Genomic DNA, 16,271 nt, shown 5'->3' on the forward strand with positions numbered 1-16,271 from the left:
GAACCCCCTAGAACAGCAGCGGGAGCCCGACCTGGACACCCGCCCGGTTGTGTGCCACGGCGATCTGGAAGAACGGCGTGAGCTTCTCCTCGTCCAGCCGCAGGACCGACTCCACCCCGGCGGCGTCGTAACCGTTGTGCACGCGGGCCGACAGGCCGAACGCGGCGCTGAGCACGCTGAGCCGCTGCGCGACGATCCCGGCCTCGATGTTGATCACCCGGTAGGCCCGGTTGCCGAACCTCGCGCTGGCCGCGGCGTAGTCGGCGGCCAGGTAGCAGACGAAGTTCGACGCGCACAGGTTCAGGTTGGGCACCGGCAGCGCGCCCTGCAGCGGCATGGCGAAGTCGCCCTCGGCCACCGGGTGCAGGCCGCCGTGCCCACGGCAGAACCGGTAGACGCCGCGTGGCAGCCCGGCGACGTCGAAGGCGACGACGGTCAGGCTCAGCCCCGGCTCCCCCGTTCCTTCCCGCAGGTCGCTGGCGTACGGGCTGGTCGCGTACCGGACGATTTCCCAGAAGTCCCCGAGCGGCAGGGTCTTCGCCACCGGGTTGAACAGGACGTTGCCGGAGTTGCGGGTCCGCAGCGCGGAGCCGAGCCCGATCGGCTCCTCCCGAGGGGGCGGCATCGCGACGACTGCGGCGTCGCGGGTGCATCGGGGCCGGGCGGCGGGCGCCTCGGGCACCTCGACGGCGAACTCGCCCTCCCCCTCCAGCCACGAGTTGCCCGCGATGGAGGTGAACAGGTCGTCGTGCGGATGCTCCGGCCCCTCGGCGCGGACGTGCGTGTGCCGCTCCGTCCGGACGGGCGCCGGACCGGGCCGCACCCGCCGTACGACACCGTCCTCGTGGGAGGCCGGGTACAACGGCAGGACGGCGAAGACGTGTTCCTCGGACGGCTCCAGTCCGAGCAGCGCGCCCGCGTCCCGGTCGAGGAACTGGTAGTGCGCGTGACCGCGCAGGCCCAGCGCACCGGCGACGAGCAGTGCGTTGCCCGCCACCATTCCGGCCTCCTGCGAGCACAGCCGGTAGGAGTAGCCGCGGTACTTGTGCGCGTTCTTCCAGAACAGCGACGACAGCAGCAGGACGGTGTGCGCACCGTCGAGATCGGTGGCCAGTACGCGTTCCAGTTCCGCCCGGTGGTCGCCCTCGCGCACGGACTCCAGCGCGTGGTGCAGGTTGTCGTAGTGGTACAGGCCGGCGGGGAGCTGCCCCGCCCCCGCCGTCCACAGGTACAGCTCGGTCGGGAAGTAACAACGCGCGGACGCGACGGTACGGTGGTAGGGCCAGACCGCACCCGGCCCCTGGTCCCACCGGGAGAAGCCGTAGCCGTGGTAGAGCAGCGCCGACAGCAGGTGCTCGTCCGGAGCCGCCGACCGGACGGCAGGCGGGGGCCCGCCGTCCAGCGTCACCCTGGCGTCGCCGATCTCCAGCGGCACGCTCTCCGGCAGGGCGTACCGCCGCACGCCGCGGTACACCTTGAACGGCAGCGGGTCCGGGCCGATCGGGTCCTCGCTGAGCACCTGCGCGAACAGTTCCTCCGCCTCGTGGACGGTCCGGCGCAGGTAGTGGTCGCCGAGGTCGGCGTCCCAGTTGCCCATCACACCTCCTCGTCGCGGGTCACGGGAAGGGATGCGGGTGCGGGTTGATGTCGGCGTCGGTCAGTGGCCGGTCGTAGTAGCCCAGCTCGTGCGGGATCCGGTGGAGCCGCTCGAAGCCGCGGTCGCGCCGGCGCTGGTGCCCGAACGTCATCGGCAGGGCACCGGGGATCATCACCTTGACGCAGCTGAAGTCGCCCGCGCGGTGTTCGGGGGTGGTCTGGTCGACCACCACCACGTCCAGGCCGCTGCGCAGGTACTGGTCCAGCGTCTCGGACAGGTCGTCGCGCAGGTCGGTGTTCCTCGGCTTCTGGTAGTAGTCCTTGAACGCCTCGCCGAAGGTCTGGCGCCCGGTGGAGTTCAGCAGGAAGTCGAAGCGGTCGAAGACCTCCGGCGCGCCGTTGAGCGCGGCGTGGTCCTCCATGGACACCACGGCGTACGGATCGGCGAGCATCCGCTCCACGCGCGGACGGTTCTGCCGGTGGAACTCCGGCGGCCTGCTGACCAGCGGCCCGAGCTCCATCAAGGCGTTGGCGAGTGCCTTCTCCGGGTTCAGGTTGGAGCCGGACGCACACAGCACCTTCGGCATGTCCGGCATGCCCTTGCGGTCGACCGCCATCACCCAGAAGGCCGGGATACCCTGCTCCATGGTGATGTTGAAGACCTCGATCGAGTAACCGGAGAAGTTCTCGATGGTCTCGATGATCAGCGAGACGTCCGGGTTGGGCGCCGACCGCGGGTCGATGCGTGGTACGCCGAGCCGGGCGTACCAGGTCATCAGGAACGCGTCGCGCTCGGCGACCTCCAGGATGCCGTAGAGGATGGCTTCCTCCAGGCAGCCGCCCAGCGCGCAGCCGTTGGAGATCTCGTAGACGAACGGGTGATCACGGGTGTTGCGGTAGACGGTGCCGTAGTACGCGTAGTTCTCCGGCACCAGGATCGGCCGCTGCCTGGCGAAGGAGTACCCCCACACCCAGTTGAACTCCAGGTCGTGGTGGTACCGCGGGTACGGAAAGTTCGGCAGGTCGTACAGCTCGTCGGAGTGCAGGCCCAGGGTCGTCGGGTCCAGCGCGTCGTCGCCGAGCTTGTTGTAGGTCGACCGCACCACCGTGCGTTTCCCGCCCGGCTCGATGCCGCCGTAACGCTCGATGCCCTCGGCGACGGCGGTGAGCTGGCTGGCCGCGAAGTTCAGCTGATGCCCGTAACCGACCTCGGTGCGGGTGGTGGCCCGCAGCCCCATCGGCGAGCTGGAGCTGGGGAAGACACTGCGCCCTTCCTTGTAGACGGCACGCAGCAGCCCGGCCTCGTCGTCGACGTAGATGCGGTGCAGCTTGTCCCGCTCACCGGCGAGCGAGCGCACCCGGTAGGTGTCGGGCGCGACCTTCGGCCTGGACCGCAGGGTGATCTCGGCACGCTCCCTGGTGTCGTCGGGCAGCGTGCCGCACCGCTCGCACAGCGGATCCGGCAGCCACCGGTGCGTGCTGGTACGCAGGTCGTCCAGCCGGACCCGCAGCAGTGTCCCGTCGAACGCGACGACGTCCGCGCCGCCGGCGATCCAGCCGACCTCGTGTGCGAGCACGGTGGCGATCAGCTCGACGGCGACCGACGTCAGCCACATCCGGCCGGCACCGGCGATCGTCGCCGGGCCCGCCTCGAGTGCCTTGCCGTAGTCGCCGTGGTCGTTGCGCGCGCGCAGCCTGCGTTCCTCGACGCAGATCACACAGCCCTGCCGCGCCGGGGTGAAGTGCGGGCCGGCGATGGCCGCGCCGGGCGTGACGTAGACGGGCAGCAGCGGCACCCCGGCGGTGAGCGCCCAGTCGTTCCAGTCGTGCTGGCGCCGCCGGTCCCAGGTGTCCTCGACCAGCAGCACGATGTCCACATCGGACACCGAGTCGCGGTTGCCGCCGTCCAGCGTCACCACGTCGTGGTTTCCGGCCAGCCGGGCCCGCGCCGCCTCGTGGATCCTGCCCTCGCCGGCCATGCCGATCCGGAGCGTGTTGGCCTCGTTCACGTTAGTTCTCTTCCACGAGTACGACGTTGACGACGTAGGGCAGCACACCGGTGAGAACCGGGTCGTGGTCGAGCGGGACCGCCACCGGCCGGTGACCCGCCTCGCCCAGGCGCCGGACCAGCTCGGTCTTCGCCTCGTCCCAGTCCCCTGGGCCCGCCTCGCCGGGCGCGGCGGTGTCGTCACCCCGCAGCCGCTCGGGGAACTCCGGCACCGCGGGCCCCACCGCGTAGGCCGGCCAGTTCTGCTGACGTGCCTGGTGGTGCCGCAGTGCCCGTTCGAGCACCGTCTCGAACACCACCGCCGGGTCGAAGCCCGTCGCGGCACCGGCGGGCCGACCGTCCACACAGGACACGAAGGTGGGTACGCCCAGCGTGCCGGTGACGTCGTGGACGGTCACCTCCACGCCGAGTGCGTCAAGCATCGTCAGGTACCGGGTGGCCAGCTCGGTGTGCCGCACCGCTCCGGAATCCACGCGCGGGCGGGGTCCGGTGGCGGTGGCCAGCTCGGCGAGGGTGACCCGTTCGGTGTGCGCCAGCAGCGCCCTGCCCAGGGCCTCGGCCCAGGTCGCCCCGGAGGACAGGCCCGGCGCGTTGGCCGCGGACGGGGCGACGTCGCGCAGGACCGGGAACACCTCGGCCGCGTCTATCTCCCTGGCCTCGCCGGTGGTCAGGTCCAGTCCCCACACCCGGCCATCGGCCAGCCTGCGCCGGTCGGCGGCACTGGCGGCGTAGAGCTCGCAGGCACGCCTGGTCGCCCGCTCCCGCGCCTCGGTGAAGTCGGTGGCCACCTCGACGGCCGCCGCCTGTTCCCGGTCGAACCCGGGCAGCAGCGCGACGTTGCCGTACTCGGCACGCGACACCTTCAGCGGCAGCTGACCGAAGTCGCCCTCGTCCAGGCTGGCGAGCAGGCCGGTCTCCTCGTCGAAGCACGCGGCCGCGGCCGTCGAGAACTCGTCGGAGGTCAGCTCGGGACCGCCGGCGAGCGCGGTCACGGCGTCGAGGAACTCCCGCTCGGTGCGGGGCGCCGGTGTCTCATGGGCGGTACACAGTGGATGGCGGGTGACCGGGTGGTTGGCGCTCTGCAGCGTCTCCAGGTCGAAGCGGACCAGCGCGCCCGCGGTCTCGACCGGGCCGGCCTCGGTGCGGTGCTTGAACACCTCGAACATCAGCTGGCTGGCGACGATCGCGGCGGTCGGCCCGGCGAGGAACTCGCTGGGGGTCACCTCGGGACGGTCGGCCAGCTCGGCGGCGGCACCGTCGCGGCCCAGCACCCGCAGCCAGGCGCATTCCCAGCAGGCGCCGTCGCCACCGGTGACCAGCGGGCCGGCCCAGGCGTTCCGGCCGTCCACGACGGCCTGCACCAGCAACGTGCCCTGCCCGGCGCAGACCCGGTTGAACAGGCGCGCGCGATCGAGCATCGGCTTGTCGGACACGTGGATGACGACGTCGTAACCGGCGATCGCGGCAGCGAGCCCGCCGTCGGACCACTCCGGCACCGGGACGTCGGTGACGGTCTGCCTGCCGTCGCGTTCGCGCGCGTGGGCGACGTACTCGTCGATCCGGGACCGGTCGGTGGCCGTCTCGCCGGTCAGCAGCAGGCCGATCTCCCGGCTTCCCGTGTGCAGGCAGGCCTGGACCAGGGCGGCTACGGTACGGCCCGAACCCGCGAGCAGCACCTTGGCGGCACGAAAGGTCTCGAAGCGATGTGCGGCCGAGTCGCGGTAGTAGTCGATGAACGCGATCTCGGACTCGTAGGCGGCCAGCTCGGCCGCGTCCAGCCCATGTGGACGGTCGTCGCCGACGTCCTTGACGAAGCCCTGTCGCACCAGCCCGGTGATCAGGCCGGTGACCATCCGCTTGCGGTCCTCGGACAGGCTCGCGGTGATCTCGTCCAGGGTGTGCTCACCGGTGAGGAACGGAGCCAGCTTGTCGACCCACTGGTAGATGTGCTTGCCGTCCAGCGTCAGCGTTCCGTGATTGCTCACGAAGTAGATTCCTTCGGCCGAAGGAAGGTACAGCGTGTCGTTCTTGAGCTTCGGCTTCACTTGGTCCGTCCAGGCTTCACAGGTTCCGACTTCGAATGACGCACGGCAGGCACGGGACCCGGGCCCGGGTCCCGTGCCGCCTCCGCGGCCGGCGAGCGGTGCTCACCCAGCCGGAGGAATTCCCCCAGCTACCGCAGGTGGATCACGTCAGCCACACGGGCAGCAGCAGCAGCTGCAGGTGCAGCAGCAGCAGCCGGCGGAGGCGCCGACCTCGGTCATGCCGTGGCCCATGCCAAGCGACTGCAGGTCGCGCTCCGCGTCACCCCCGAAGGAGAGGCTCTCCACCTCGAGGCTCTCGAGTTCGAGCTTCAGACCCTCCATGCTCATACCCCACTTTCTCATTGAATGGAATATACGGAACGTCGACGTTGTCGTACCTAGGATCGCGACATCGACGTCGTCGTTTCTAGCACGGCGGATGTTGGGCTGTCACGAGATCGCCCATGAATGCCCGCGCCGATTCCAGCCAATCGCCATTAGGCCGAAAAGAGTACTGGCAGAACCGACTCACGAGTAGCTCACCACCATTTCACGCGCATTACTGAGAGCATCCTGAGAATTCTCAGGATGCACATATGTGAACGCACGCCGCGGATAATCGCGACAAAACAACGCCGCTCGCGAAAACAACGGAACGCGCGCACGCTTCAGCGACCGATCACCCGCCCGTCAAAACGGCGGACGCCGACCACGAAATGAAGAAAAACTACGCTTCGCGCATCACGAGAGACGCCGCGTGCACGTCACCGAAAAGCCCCCAGATCCAATCATGAACTCCCCACAAGTTCGCCCAGTTCCGACCATTGTTGCCGCATGGCCACCGCGACGTCAATCAACCCGGCGCAGTCGGCCGACTACGATCCGGTTCGCGCCTGGTCGAGGACGACGCTCGCGGCGGCCGCGGCACCCCCCGCGGCACGCAGCCGCGACGCCCAGTGCCGGGCTCGATGGCCGTAGGCCGGGTCCGACAGCAGCCGCGTCAGCCCGCTGACCAGCTCGTCGGCGGTCACCGCCGACGCCCGGCCGGTGATCAGGGCGGCGCCGCTGTGCACGTAGCGCATTCCCTGGTCCCGTGTGTCCCAGGAGTGCGGCATGACCAGCAGCGGCTTGCCGAACACCAGGCCGTGGTGCGAGCCGTTGCTGCCGTGGGTGAGAAACACCCGGACGGCTGAATGTGCCAGTACCTCGACCTGGGGAACCCACTCCTCCACCCGGAGGTTCTCCGGCAGCTCGGCGGGCAGCGCGTCCCGGTGCCGGGGCAGGCTCCACAGCAGCCGGTGCCGGGGAGCGAGCCTGCGGGCGGTCTCGACAAGCGCCCGCACCTGTCCCCCGGTCGGCCGCATCATCGTGCCCAGCGCGACGTAGACCACCGACTCGCTGCCGTCGAGCCAGTCGAACAACTCGCCGTAGCGGTCGTCGGCCCGCCCCCGCGGAGGCAGCATCGGCCCCACCATCCGCACGGTGCGCGGCGGGCGGCGGAAGCCGTACTCGATGCCGAACACGGAGTTGCCGAGGACCGCCCGCGCACCGGCGGCGTAGTGCGCCGGCCCGGTGTTCGGCGGCAGGCCGAGCCGCCGTCGCCGGGCGACGTTCTCCGCGAACGCCCGCCGGATCGGGCCGCTGGCGAAGGCCGTCACCCGCAGCAGTTTGAACAGCTGGTTCGCCAGTTGCCGCCCCGGGCCCATGCCGAACGGCAGCCCGGACATCGGGGCCGGGTGGTTCCACCCCATCGCCCGCGGGAACAGGTAGCTCACCGGCAGAGCCGAGTTGACGACGTACGGAACACCGGCGCTGATCGCCGCGTCGGCTCCCCACCCCGCCTGCGAATCGAGTACCACGACATCGGGCCGGTACCGTTCCGCCAGGCCCAGCAGGACCTCGTAGCGGTCCAGCCAGGTGGGCAACAGGGCGGCGTGCAGGTGTTCGATGGTCGCCCGGTAGGCGGCCACCCGGGAAGGCGAGTCGAGCCGCGCGTAGGTCCGCGCGCTCCAGGAACCCGGCGTCTCGCCCCGCGCGGCGGGCCCCAGGCTTTCGAACCGCACCCCGGGGGCGTTCTCGAGATCGGCCTTCCGGTCGTCGGTGCAGGCGAAGACCACGTCGACGTCCGGCGTCGCGGCCAGTTCCACCGCGAGCGGGAGGAAGGGATGGAAGAGACCGGGATGCGACCCGCTGACGCACAGAACCGAGATACCCACAATGGCCCCCATAGCCGACAAAACGGACGTATCGGCCAAGGGTAGCGGGGCAGGTTCAGACCGCGGTGAGGAAGTCGACGACGGCGGGCCAGCAGGCGCTGCTCGCCTTCTCGTCGGTCTCCGGATCACCGCCCATCATGATCCGGTCGAATCCGGGGCGCCGCGGCCGCAGCGCCGTACCGGGGACACCGAGCAGATGCCCGGCCTCGGGAAAGCTGAGGTGCCGGCAGGCGTACCGGTGACCGTGCCGGGTCAGCCGGGACACGATGCGCTCGCCGAAGTCCACCGACGGCCACAGCCTGTCCTCCCCGCCGCTGAGCACCAGGACCGGGCCGTTGATCCGCTCGACCGGGATCGACGCGGCGGCGACCTCGGCCTCCTGGCTCAGCGCCCGTTCGAACGACGAGCGGAACGACACCGGCTGTCCCCGCAGGAAACCCATGAACTCGGCGGCGTCGGCCGGGGTCGGGGGCAGCATCGGCACGAACGGAACGGGCTCGCCGCCGTGCCGCCACGACGACCGCGCCGGTCCCATCATCGCGCGTGGATCCGACGGCACCGCCTGCCAGACCACGCTGCTCGGGACGTAGGCCACCACCGCCCTGACCAGCTCCGGGTACGACGCGGCGAGCAGCAACGCGAGTTCACCGCCGCGCGACCGGCCGAGCACCGCCAGCCTGTCCACGTCGGCCTCCGGCCTGCCGGCCAGCCAGTCCACCGCGGCGGTGAAGTACTCGACCGGGATCTCCACCAGGTCCGGTGGCAGCGGCCCGGTTCCGAAGTACGCCACGGCGAGCGCGGCGAATCCCTCCCCGGCGAGCGCCCGCGCGGCGAACTCCGGGACGGACCCCTCGGAACCGCCGACCACCAGGACGGCGGGGTGCGGACCCGGCGCGTCCGGGGCGCACAGGACGCCCACCAGGCCGGGCCGGGACACCGGCACGGTCACCACTCCCATGCTCACCGTCCCGTCGCGACGAAGTCGTTGGCCGAGATCCGGTAGTGGTCCTCGACGGCTCCCGCGATGAGGTGACACAGCAGGAATCGCTCGACCGGGCGGATCCCGATGCGGTTGAGGTGCAGGTAGAGGTAGTTGAGCGCGAAGCGGAACCCGAGGAACGCCGGGTCGCGCTGCAGCTGCTCCATCCGGCCGCCGTCGCCCTGCAACAGCCGGTGGAACGTGCTGTGCTCCAGCATCGCCGGATCCCAGTCGCGCTGGGCGTATCCTCGCTCGGCCGCGGCGAACGTCAGGTCACCCGAGGCGATCAGCGGTTCGGCCCGCTCGCGGAAGCCGCGCAGGACCGTCACCCAGTCGGTGACGAACGGGACCGAGTCCGTCCCGTTGTCCAGGGTGTCGAGCACCGCCACCAGGCGTTCCCGCAGCGCAGCGGCCTGCGAGCGGTACATCTCGTCGCAGGAGGCACGGCGCGCCGCCGGGTCCGCCGCGCGGACGATGAACCCCTCGGCGTGCGAACGGTAGGAGATGAAGCCCCGGTCGATGCCCGGCCACATGGCGTGCGCCGTGGCCATCATCAGGTCCAGCGCCAGGGTGAGCCTGCTCTCCCCCGCCCGGACCCGCTCCAGCGCGGCGAACACCATCGCGTTGGTGGCGGTGTAGAAGCCCTCCAGCAGCTCGGCGGCGGCCGTGCTGCCGAGCACCTGAATCCGCCGGTCGTGCGGGGCGTACCGCAGGGAGTTGTCCGGGTGCAACGGCTCCAGCGGCCCCGGCTCCTGCTCCTGCACGGCCACCGCGCGATGGGTGGCCAGCAGCTCACGCTCGTCGAATTCCGCCGTCGACGGGTGTTCGGCGAGATACCGGGTGACGGCCCGCTCGGTCTCCGGGACGATCAGCCCGGCCCGGAGGGCTTCGTCGGCATGAAACGACAGCCGCAAATGCGGGCCGCGGAGCCAGTGCCGGGTGAAGAACAGCTGTTCGACCCGCGGTGCGAGCCGGTCGAACAACGGACGGACGCAGTCGAGGATCAACCCGTCCTTGTTCTCCTCGTAGTAGTAGACCTGAATCCCCTGCCACTCGCCCATACCGGCAGCCTACCCATCACGAGGGCGTGGACGGCAAGAATGCGCGCCATTAAGCTGGCGGCGCATCGAGGGGCCGCGAACGAATCACTGGGGGACCATGGCCGAGCATTTCGCCTTCGTGCCGATCGCCGCGTACGGGCACGTCAATCCGACGCTGGCACTGGCGGAGGAACTCGTCACGCGAGGACACCGGGTCACCTATGCGACGAGCCCCGAACACGCCGCCGCCGTCCGGCGCACCGGTGCGCGTGCGGTGGAACTGCCCTGGCACGTCGACCTGAGCGCGATGGCCGGCACCGGTTACACGATGGACAACCTGGTGCGCATGATGCAGGCCGGAGCCGACGAACTCACGTCCACATTCGCCGGCCTGCTCGCACCGTTCACCGCCGACCCGCCGGACTGCGTCTGCTACGACGCCATGGGACTGCCCGGCCGCGCGCTCGCCGAGAAGCTGGGTGTCCCGGGGGTCGCGCTGGCTCCCAACTTCGTCGGCAACGAGCACTTCTCCCTGCGCGCGCTGATGTGGCCACGCGACTTCGACCCCGCCGACCAGCGGCTCGCGCGGGTCGGGGCCCAGCTCGGCCGCTTCGCCGCTGAGCACGGGCTGCGGCCGGGAGCACTGCAGCCCACCGACGCGCGGGCCGGGCTCAACCTCGTCTTCGTGCCCAGGGCGTTCCAGATCGCCGGGGAGACCTTCGGCGAGGAGTTCTGCTTCCTCGGGCCCGCACTGCCGCGCCGGGCACGGCCTGGCGACTGGCAGCCGCCCGACGACGCCCCGGTGGTGCTGGTGTCACTGGGCACCGTGTTCAACGACCGGCCCGACCTGGTCGAGGTGGTGGTCGAGGCGTTCGCCGGTACCCGGTGGCACGTGGTGCTGGGGACCGGCCGGGCCGCACCGCCCGGCGTGGTGCCGCCCAACGTCGAGGTCCACGCGCACGTGCCACAGCTCGACGTGCTGCGGCACGCGGCGGTGTTCGTCTCGCACACCGGCATGGGGTCCACAATGGAGTCACTGCTGCACGGCGTGCCGCTGGTCTCCGTGCCGCAGACGCCGGAGCAGGCGCTCAACGGCCGCAGGGCGGCTCAACTCGGCCTCGGCAGGGCACTGGAGACGGAGAGCCTGACGGCCGGTGCCCTGCTGGAGGCGGTCGAGGCGGTTGCGGACGACCCGGCCGTACGGTCCACTCTGGACCGCTGGCGGGACGAGCTGGCCACGGCGGGTGCCGCCGCGGCCGGAGCCGATGCGCTGGAGAAGTTCCTCGGTGACACAACCGGAAGGCCGGTGACATGATGAGCGAGCTCAACCTCGTCGAGATCGAGGGTGGCCTCAAGTGCTACACCCCCGCGGGCCACAACCCGGTCCTCACCGAGGCCGGGCTGATCTACGAGGAGATCTTCCGGCGCAACGTCTACCTGCGCGGGCTGAACCCGATCGACCCCGGGGGTGTCGTCGTCGACGCCGGTGCGAACATCGGCCTGTTCACCCTGTTCGTCAAGCGGCACTTCCCCTCGGCGTCGGTGCTGGCCGTTGAGCCGATCCCACACAACGTGGCGGCGCTGCGGGCCAACCTCGATCTCTACAGCGTCGCCGGGGTGACCGTGTGCCCGGTCGGACTGTCCGATCAGGACGGTTCGGCGCGGTTCTACTTCTTTCCTTCCATGCCGGGCAACTCCACCGCGCACCTGGCGAACAAGCTCAAGGACCGCGAGACCGTGGCGACCTACGCGACCACCGAGATCGCCGAGCAGGTCTACCGGCACGAGGAAGTCGACGTCGCGGTGCGGCGGCTGTCGGACCTGCTCAGGGACTCCCCGCACGCGTCCGGTGACATCGAACTGGTCAAGATGGACATCGAGGGCAGCGAGCAGGCGGCGCTCGCGGGACTGGACGACGGCGACTGGGCCCGGATCAAGCAGTTCGCCATCGAGGTCCACGGCGCCCAGGACGCCGTGGAAGCCGTGCTGGAACTGTTGCGTGGCAAGGGGTTCACCGCGCAGGCTCAGGCGGAGTCGCACTCCCCTCGCGGCATCGACAGCAGGCTGGTCTACGCCCGGCGTCAGCCGGCGTAGCCGGTGAGCATGGCCTGCAGTTCCGCGTAGGGAACGGACTCCGGCACGGGCCGGCCGTCGCGCACGGCGAGCGCCGCGGCGGTCGCGGCCCGGACGGCCGCCCGGTAGGGCAGCGAGCCGGTGCTGATCCGGCGGACGCCGAGTGCCGCCAGGTCGGCCACGGTGAGCCCGGGGACCGGCAGGACGTTCACCGGCACCGCGACGGCAGCGGTCAGCTCGCGCAGCACGGCGGGTTCGGTGGCGCCGGGGACGAACACGCCGTCGGCGCCGGCGTCGACGTAGGCCGTTGCCCGCGCGAGGGTCTGCTCCACGGTGGCGTCCTGGCCGAGCCAGTAGGTGTCCACCCGCGCGTTGACGAACAGGCCGGGGCAGCGGTCCTTGACGGCCCTGACCTTGGCCGCGTGTGCGGCGGCGGGGACGAGCTGTCCGGCGGTGCTGTCCTCGATGTTGACCCCGTCGACCGGCAGCCGTGCCACGTAGCCGGCGACCTCGCCGGGGTCGTCGGCGTAGCCGTCTTCGACGTCCATGCTGATGTAGGCGGGAACGGCCCGCAGCGCCTCGGCGAGCGCGAGGTTGGCCGCGGCGGTGGCGCGTCCGCCGTCGGGACGGCCGTGGGTGACGGCGACACCGAAGCTGGTCGTGCCGATCGCGGCGAACCCGGCGGCCGCGAGCGACAGCGCCGACGGCACGTCCCAGGCGTTCGGGAGCACCAGCGGCCGGTCGCCGTGGTGCAGGTCCCGGAACGTCACCGCTGGTCCTTCTCCTTGGCGCGGGCGACCTCCCTGCGGACCTCGGCCTGGGTGGCGCGTTCCCGCTCCAGCCACTCCGGGTTCTCGGCCTTCAGCTCGTCGATCTGCGCGGTGGTCAGCGGGTCGGTGAGGCCGGCGCGGGCGAGACCCCCGATGGAGATGCCCAGCTTGGCCGCGGCGACCTGCCGGGGATGCGGGCCGTTGCGGCGCAGGTCGCGCAGCCACTGCGGCGGGTCGGCCTGCAGCGCGTTCAGCTCGTCACGCGACACGACGCCCTCCCGGAACTCCGCGGGGGTGGCGTCGAGGTACACGCCGAGCTTCTTGGCCGCGGTCGCCGGCTTCATGGTCTGGGGCGTCTTCATGCCGTCAAGGGTAACCAGGGTGCCCCGGTACGCTGATCCGGTGACCCCGTCGTTCAGCCTCGCCTACGTTCCGGGCGTGACCCCCGGTAAGTGGGCGCGGATCTGGGCCGAGCGGGAGCCGGACGTGCCGCTGCACCTGCTCCAGGTGCCCGCCGCCGACGCGGAGGCCATGGTGCGGGACCGGGAGGCTGACGCGGCACTGCTGCGGCTGCCGGTCGACCGCGACGGCCTGCACGCGATCCCGCTCTACACCGAGACGACCGTCGTGGTGACGCCGAAGGACCACTTCCTCACCGCCGCCGACGAACTGTCCACCGGCGACCTCGCCGACGAGATCGTGCTGCACCCGCTCGACGACACCCTCGACTGGGAGCACCTGCCCGGGCAGCCGGCCGCGCAACGGCCGGATACCACGGCGGCGGCCGTAGAGCTGGTCGCGGCGGGCATCGGGCTGCTGGTCGTGCCGCAGTCGCTGGCCCGGCTGCACCACCGCCGGGACCTGACCTACCGCCCGCTCACCGACGCGCCGACGTCCGGCGTCGCGCTGTCCTGGCTGGACGAGGAGACCAGCGACCTGATGGAGCAGTTCATCGGGATCGTGCGCGGGCGGACGGTGAACAGCACCCGGGGCCGCCGCCCCGCGGCGGAACCGGCTCCGGCCCCGGCTTCGGTGGCCAAGCGCAAGCCCGCCCGCTCGCCCAAGCCCGCCGCCCGCCGGGTCCCCCAGCGGGGCAGGCGCCGCCGCCGCTGATCCGGTGCCCCAAGCACGTGAAGGCCTTCACGTGCTTGGGGCGAAACAGGCAGCCAGGTAGAGGTCCACCCGGTCGGCGAAGCGGCCGGGGTCGCGGCCGGTCAGCTCGGAGATCCGGTTGATCCGGTAACGCAGCGTGTTGACGTGCAGGTGCAGCGCGGCGGCGGTCTGTGTCCAGGAGCCGGAGTGCTCCAGGAACGCCTTGAGCGTCTGCTCCAGGTCCGACCGGTGCGCGTTGTCGTAGTCCCGCAGCGGGCCGAGCACCCGCGCGCCGAACGAGCGGCGCAGCTCGTCCGGGACGGCGGCGAGCAGCAGCAGGTGGGACGCGACCTCGCTGCCGGCCACGACGTTCGCCCGGCCCGGCGCCAGCTCGGCGAGCGTCCTGGCGTGCCGCGACTCCTGGACGGCCGCCCGCAGGCCCTGGGCGTCCGACGGCTGGCTGATCCCGACGGCCAGCCGCGCCGAGCCGAGCGCCGGCTCGACTACCCGCACCGCCTCGCGGACCCGCTCGGCCAGCGCGTCGGTGGCGTGCACCAGCGCGAACACCTCGCCGTCGACCGTGCCGACCACGGCGGGCCCGGCCGGCGCGAGCAGTTCCCCGGCCAGCACCGGGGCCAGTCCCGGGCCGCCGCCCCGGACCCCGGCGGACACGGCGAGCAACCGGTCGTCCGCGCTGAACCCGGCCGCGACCAGCGCGGACGTCACCTCAGCCTGCCGCGCCTCGCCGGACAGCACCAGCCGCAGCAGCGGCGCGGCGGCACGGTCGGCGAACCGCCTCGCGTCGTCCAGCCGCGAACGTTCCAGGCCGACCAGCGACGCGAACTCCGCGGCCAGCTCCGACCGCGCGTGATCACCCTCGACGACGAGCAGCCAGCTGGCCACGCGGTGGGCGGCCCGGCTCGACGCCGCCAGTACCGTCACCGGCTCCCCCGCCACCGAGGTGACCAGCGGCAGCCTGCCCGCCAGCAGGAACCGGCCGGCCAGGCTCGCCCGCACACCGGCGTCCGGCGGCTGCGCCGTCCCGGCGACCACGTGCCCGGTGGCGCTGAGCACCCAGCACGCCGCGCCCAGTTCCTCGCCACCCGCCGCCAGCAACGCGGCGAGGCCGCCGCCCCCGGTCACGGCGGCGACCAGGCGCTTGTGCCCGTCCGGCCCCGCACGTTCGGCGGCCAGCTCGGGGATCACCCGTTCGGTCACGGTGGCGAACGAGACCGACACCGGCACCTCGAACAACGGCAGCCCGGCACGCCGGCACGCGTCGATCATGTACTCCGGCACCGGGCCGTCGACCTCGGCGGTCCCCGCGCCCAGCGCCACGACCCCGGCCTCGACCAGCGCGGCGACGAACGGGCCGGCGTCCCCGGGACCGGGCAGCCACCGCATGCCGACCAGCACCACCTCGCCGCCGAGCAGGTACCGGGTCGGGTCGGCGAGGGTCGCGGTGAACACCCGGTCGAACTCGCGGTCGCGGGCGTCGGCGGTCCCGACGAGCAGGGTCAGGCCCAGCTCGGGCGTGTCCAGCAGGGTGGCGAGGCGCATTCCCACTAGTAGGGCACAACGACGTCGCGGACGCCCTTGGAGATAAGTACAAAAACCGAGGTCGCGGCGGCGTCACCTTTCGGTGGATCAGCCATGGCCCCGGCGCGCCCCGGGTTGTGTACTGCTTCACATGCTGGACGAGTTCAACGCCCTGCCCGCCGCCGACGCCGAGGCCGAGCTGCTGGCGTGCTGCGCCACACCGGCGTGGGCCCGCCGGGTGGCCGCCGCACGGCCCTTCCCCGACGCCGACGCGCTCGTCGAGGAAGGCGAGCGGGCCTTCGACGCGCTCGGCTGGGACGAGGTCGCCACCGCCGTCGCCGCGCACCCCCGCATCGGCGAGCGGGCCGCCGGAGCGGACCGGGAGTCGGCGTGGTCGCGTGCCGAGCAGGCCGCCGTCACCGCGGCCGACGTGCTGGCCGAAGCCAACGCCGAGTACGAGCGCCGGTTCGGCATGGTGTTCCTGATCCGCGCCACCGGCCGCGACGGCGAGGAGATCCTGGCCGCGCTCCGCGAGCGGCTCGGCAACGACGAAGCCACCGAACGCGAGGTGGTACGCGGCCAGCTGCGCGAGATCGTCGCGCTGCGGCTGCGGAAGCTGGTGACGGCGTGAGCCTGTCGACCCACGTCCTCGACGCCGCGGCCGGGCGCCCCGCGGCGGGCATGGCGGTCCGGCTGGACCGCCGCGACGGCGCCGGCTGGACCACCGTGACCAGCGCGCACACCGACGACGACGGGCGGATCACCGGCTGGTCCACCCGGGAGGGCGTGTACCGGCTCGTCTTCGACACCGACCGGCCCGGCACGTTCTACCCGGAGGTCGCGGTGACCTTCCGCGTCACCGACCCCGGCGAGCACCACCACGTGCCGCTGCTGCTCAGCCCGTTCGCCTATTCGACCTACCGAGGGAGCTGAA

The 16,271-nt window shown here is 71.8% G+C and carries 14 protein-coding genes; 5 read left to right on the plus strand and 9 right to left on the minus strand.

Going from position 1 to position 16,271, the window contains the following annotated elements; all coding sequences use genetic code 11:
* Positions 1–7: 7 nt before the first annotated feature.
* The 6 genes from EWH70_RS12385 to EWH70_RS12410 form a co-directional block, all read right to left on the minus strand.
* Positions 8–1,597, minus strand: a complete 1,590-nt coding sequence (locus tag EWH70_RS12385) for a SagB family peptide dehydrogenase (protein ID WP_130475461.1) — start codon at positions 1,595–1,597, stop codon at positions 8–10.
* A gap of 19 nt (positions 1,598–1,616) precedes the next feature.
* Positions 1,617–3,605: a TOMM precursor leader peptide-binding protein gene (locus EWH70_RS12390; protein WP_130475462.1), complete on the minus strand. Its 1,989-nt coding sequence runs from the start codon at positions 3,603–3,605 to the stop codon at positions 1,617–1,619.
* A 1-nt stretch (position 3,606) separates the two neighbouring features.
* Complete coding sequence (locus EWH70_RS12395; RefSeq protein ID WP_130475463.1) at positions 3,607–5,589, minus strand: TOMM precursor leader peptide-binding protein; 1,983 nt, start codon at positions 5,587–5,589, stop codon at positions 3,607–3,609.
* Between the two features lie 914 nt (positions 5,590–6,503).
* Positions 6,504–7,844, minus strand: a complete 1,341-nt coding sequence (locus tag EWH70_RS12400; RefSeq protein ID WP_130475464.1) for a glycosyltransferase — start codon at positions 7,842–7,844, stop codon at positions 6,504–6,506.
* 55 nt (positions 7,845–7,899) lie between these two features.
* Positions 7,900–8,802 (minus strand): acyl-CoA thioester hydrolase/BAAT C-terminal domain-containing protein, encoded by a 903-nt coding sequence (locus EWH70_RS12405; protein ID WP_130475465.1) that lies wholly within the window; start codon positions 8,800–8,802, stop codon positions 7,900–7,902.
* A 2-nt stretch (positions 8,803–8,804) separates the two neighbouring features.
* A complete protein-coding gene (locus EWH70_RS12410; protein WP_130475466.1) occupies positions 8,805–9,884 on the minus strand; it encodes a thiopeptide maturation pyridine synthase in 1,080 nt (359 codons plus the stop codon).
* 97 nt (positions 9,885–9,981) lie between these two features.
* On the opposite strand from EWH70_RS12410, the gene EWH70_RS12415 reads away from it, so the two are divergent.
* Together EWH70_RS12415 and EWH70_RS12420 are read left to right on the plus strand one after the other, a co-directional pair.
* Positions 9,982–11,178, plus strand: a complete 1,197-nt coding sequence (locus EWH70_RS12415; protein WP_130475467.1) for a macrolide family glycosyltransferase — start codon at positions 9,982–9,984, stop codon at positions 11,176–11,178.
* The gene (locus EWH70_RS12420; RefSeq protein WP_165436250.1) at positions 11,178–11,957 is read left to right on the plus strand and encodes an FkbM family methyltransferase; all 780 of its coding nucleotides are present in this window, start codon (positions 11,178–11,180) and stop codon (positions 11,955–11,957) included. Before EWH70_RS12415 ends, EWH70_RS12420 begins: the two co-directional genes overlap by 1 nt.
* On the opposite strand, the gene EWH70_RS12425 is transcribed toward EWH70_RS12420, so the two are convergent.
* Positions 11,945–12,706: an isocitrate lyase/PEP mutase family protein gene (locus EWH70_RS12425; protein ID WP_130475469.1), complete on the minus strand. Its 762-nt coding sequence runs from the start codon at positions 12,704–12,706 to the stop codon at positions 11,945–11,947. The genes EWH70_RS12420 and EWH70_RS12425 overlap by 13 nt on opposite strands.
* Entirely contained in the window at positions 12,703–13,068 is a 366-nt protein-coding gene (locus tag EWH70_RS12430) for a DUF5997 family protein (RefSeq protein WP_130475470.1), read from the minus strand. Before EWH70_RS12430 ends, EWH70_RS12425 begins: the two co-directional genes overlap by 4 nt.
* On the opposite strand from EWH70_RS12430, the gene EWH70_RS12435 reads away from it, so the two are divergent.
* Entirely contained in the window at positions 13,067–13,819 is a 753-nt protein-coding gene (locus EWH70_RS12435; protein ID WP_130475471.1) for a LysR family transcriptional regulator substrate-binding protein, read from the plus strand. The genes EWH70_RS12430 and EWH70_RS12435 overlap by 2 nt on opposite strands.
* Before the next feature lie 27 nt (positions 13,820–13,846).
* Here the strand turns inward: EWH70_RS12435 and EWH70_RS36475 are convergent, their stop codons facing one another.
* The gene (locus EWH70_RS36475; protein ID WP_130475472.1) at positions 13,847–15,358 is read right to left on the minus strand and encodes a PucR family transcriptional regulator; all 1,512 of its coding nucleotides are present in this window, start codon (positions 15,356–15,358) and stop codon (positions 13,847–13,849) included.
* Positions 15,359–15,488: 130 nt separating this feature from the next.
* Between EWH70_RS36475 and uraD the strand changes: the two genes are divergently transcribed.
* Both uraD and uraH read left to right on the plus strand, forming a co-directional pair.
* Positions 15,489–15,968 (plus strand): 2-oxo-4-hydroxy-4-carboxy-5-ureidoimidazoline decarboxylase, encoded by a 480-nt coding sequence (gene uraD, locus EWH70_RS12445; RefSeq protein ID WP_130475473.1) that lies wholly within the window; start codon positions 15,489–15,491, stop codon positions 15,966–15,968.
* Positions 15,965–16,270, plus strand: coding sequence for a hydroxyisourate hydrolase (gene uraH, locus EWH70_RS12450; protein ID WP_130475474.1), 306 nt, complete (start codon positions 15,965–15,967; stop codon positions 16,268–16,270). The genes uraD and uraH overlap by 4 nt, the downstream gene beginning before the upstream one ends.
* The last annotated feature ends 1 nt before the right edge of the window (position 16,271 follow it).

This window comes from Amycolatopsis suaedae, assembly GCF_004214935.1.
In the GTDB taxonomy this organism is placed as follows: Bacteria; Actinomycetota; Actinomycetes; order Mycobacteriales; family Pseudonocardiaceae; genus Amycolatopsis; species Amycolatopsis suaedae.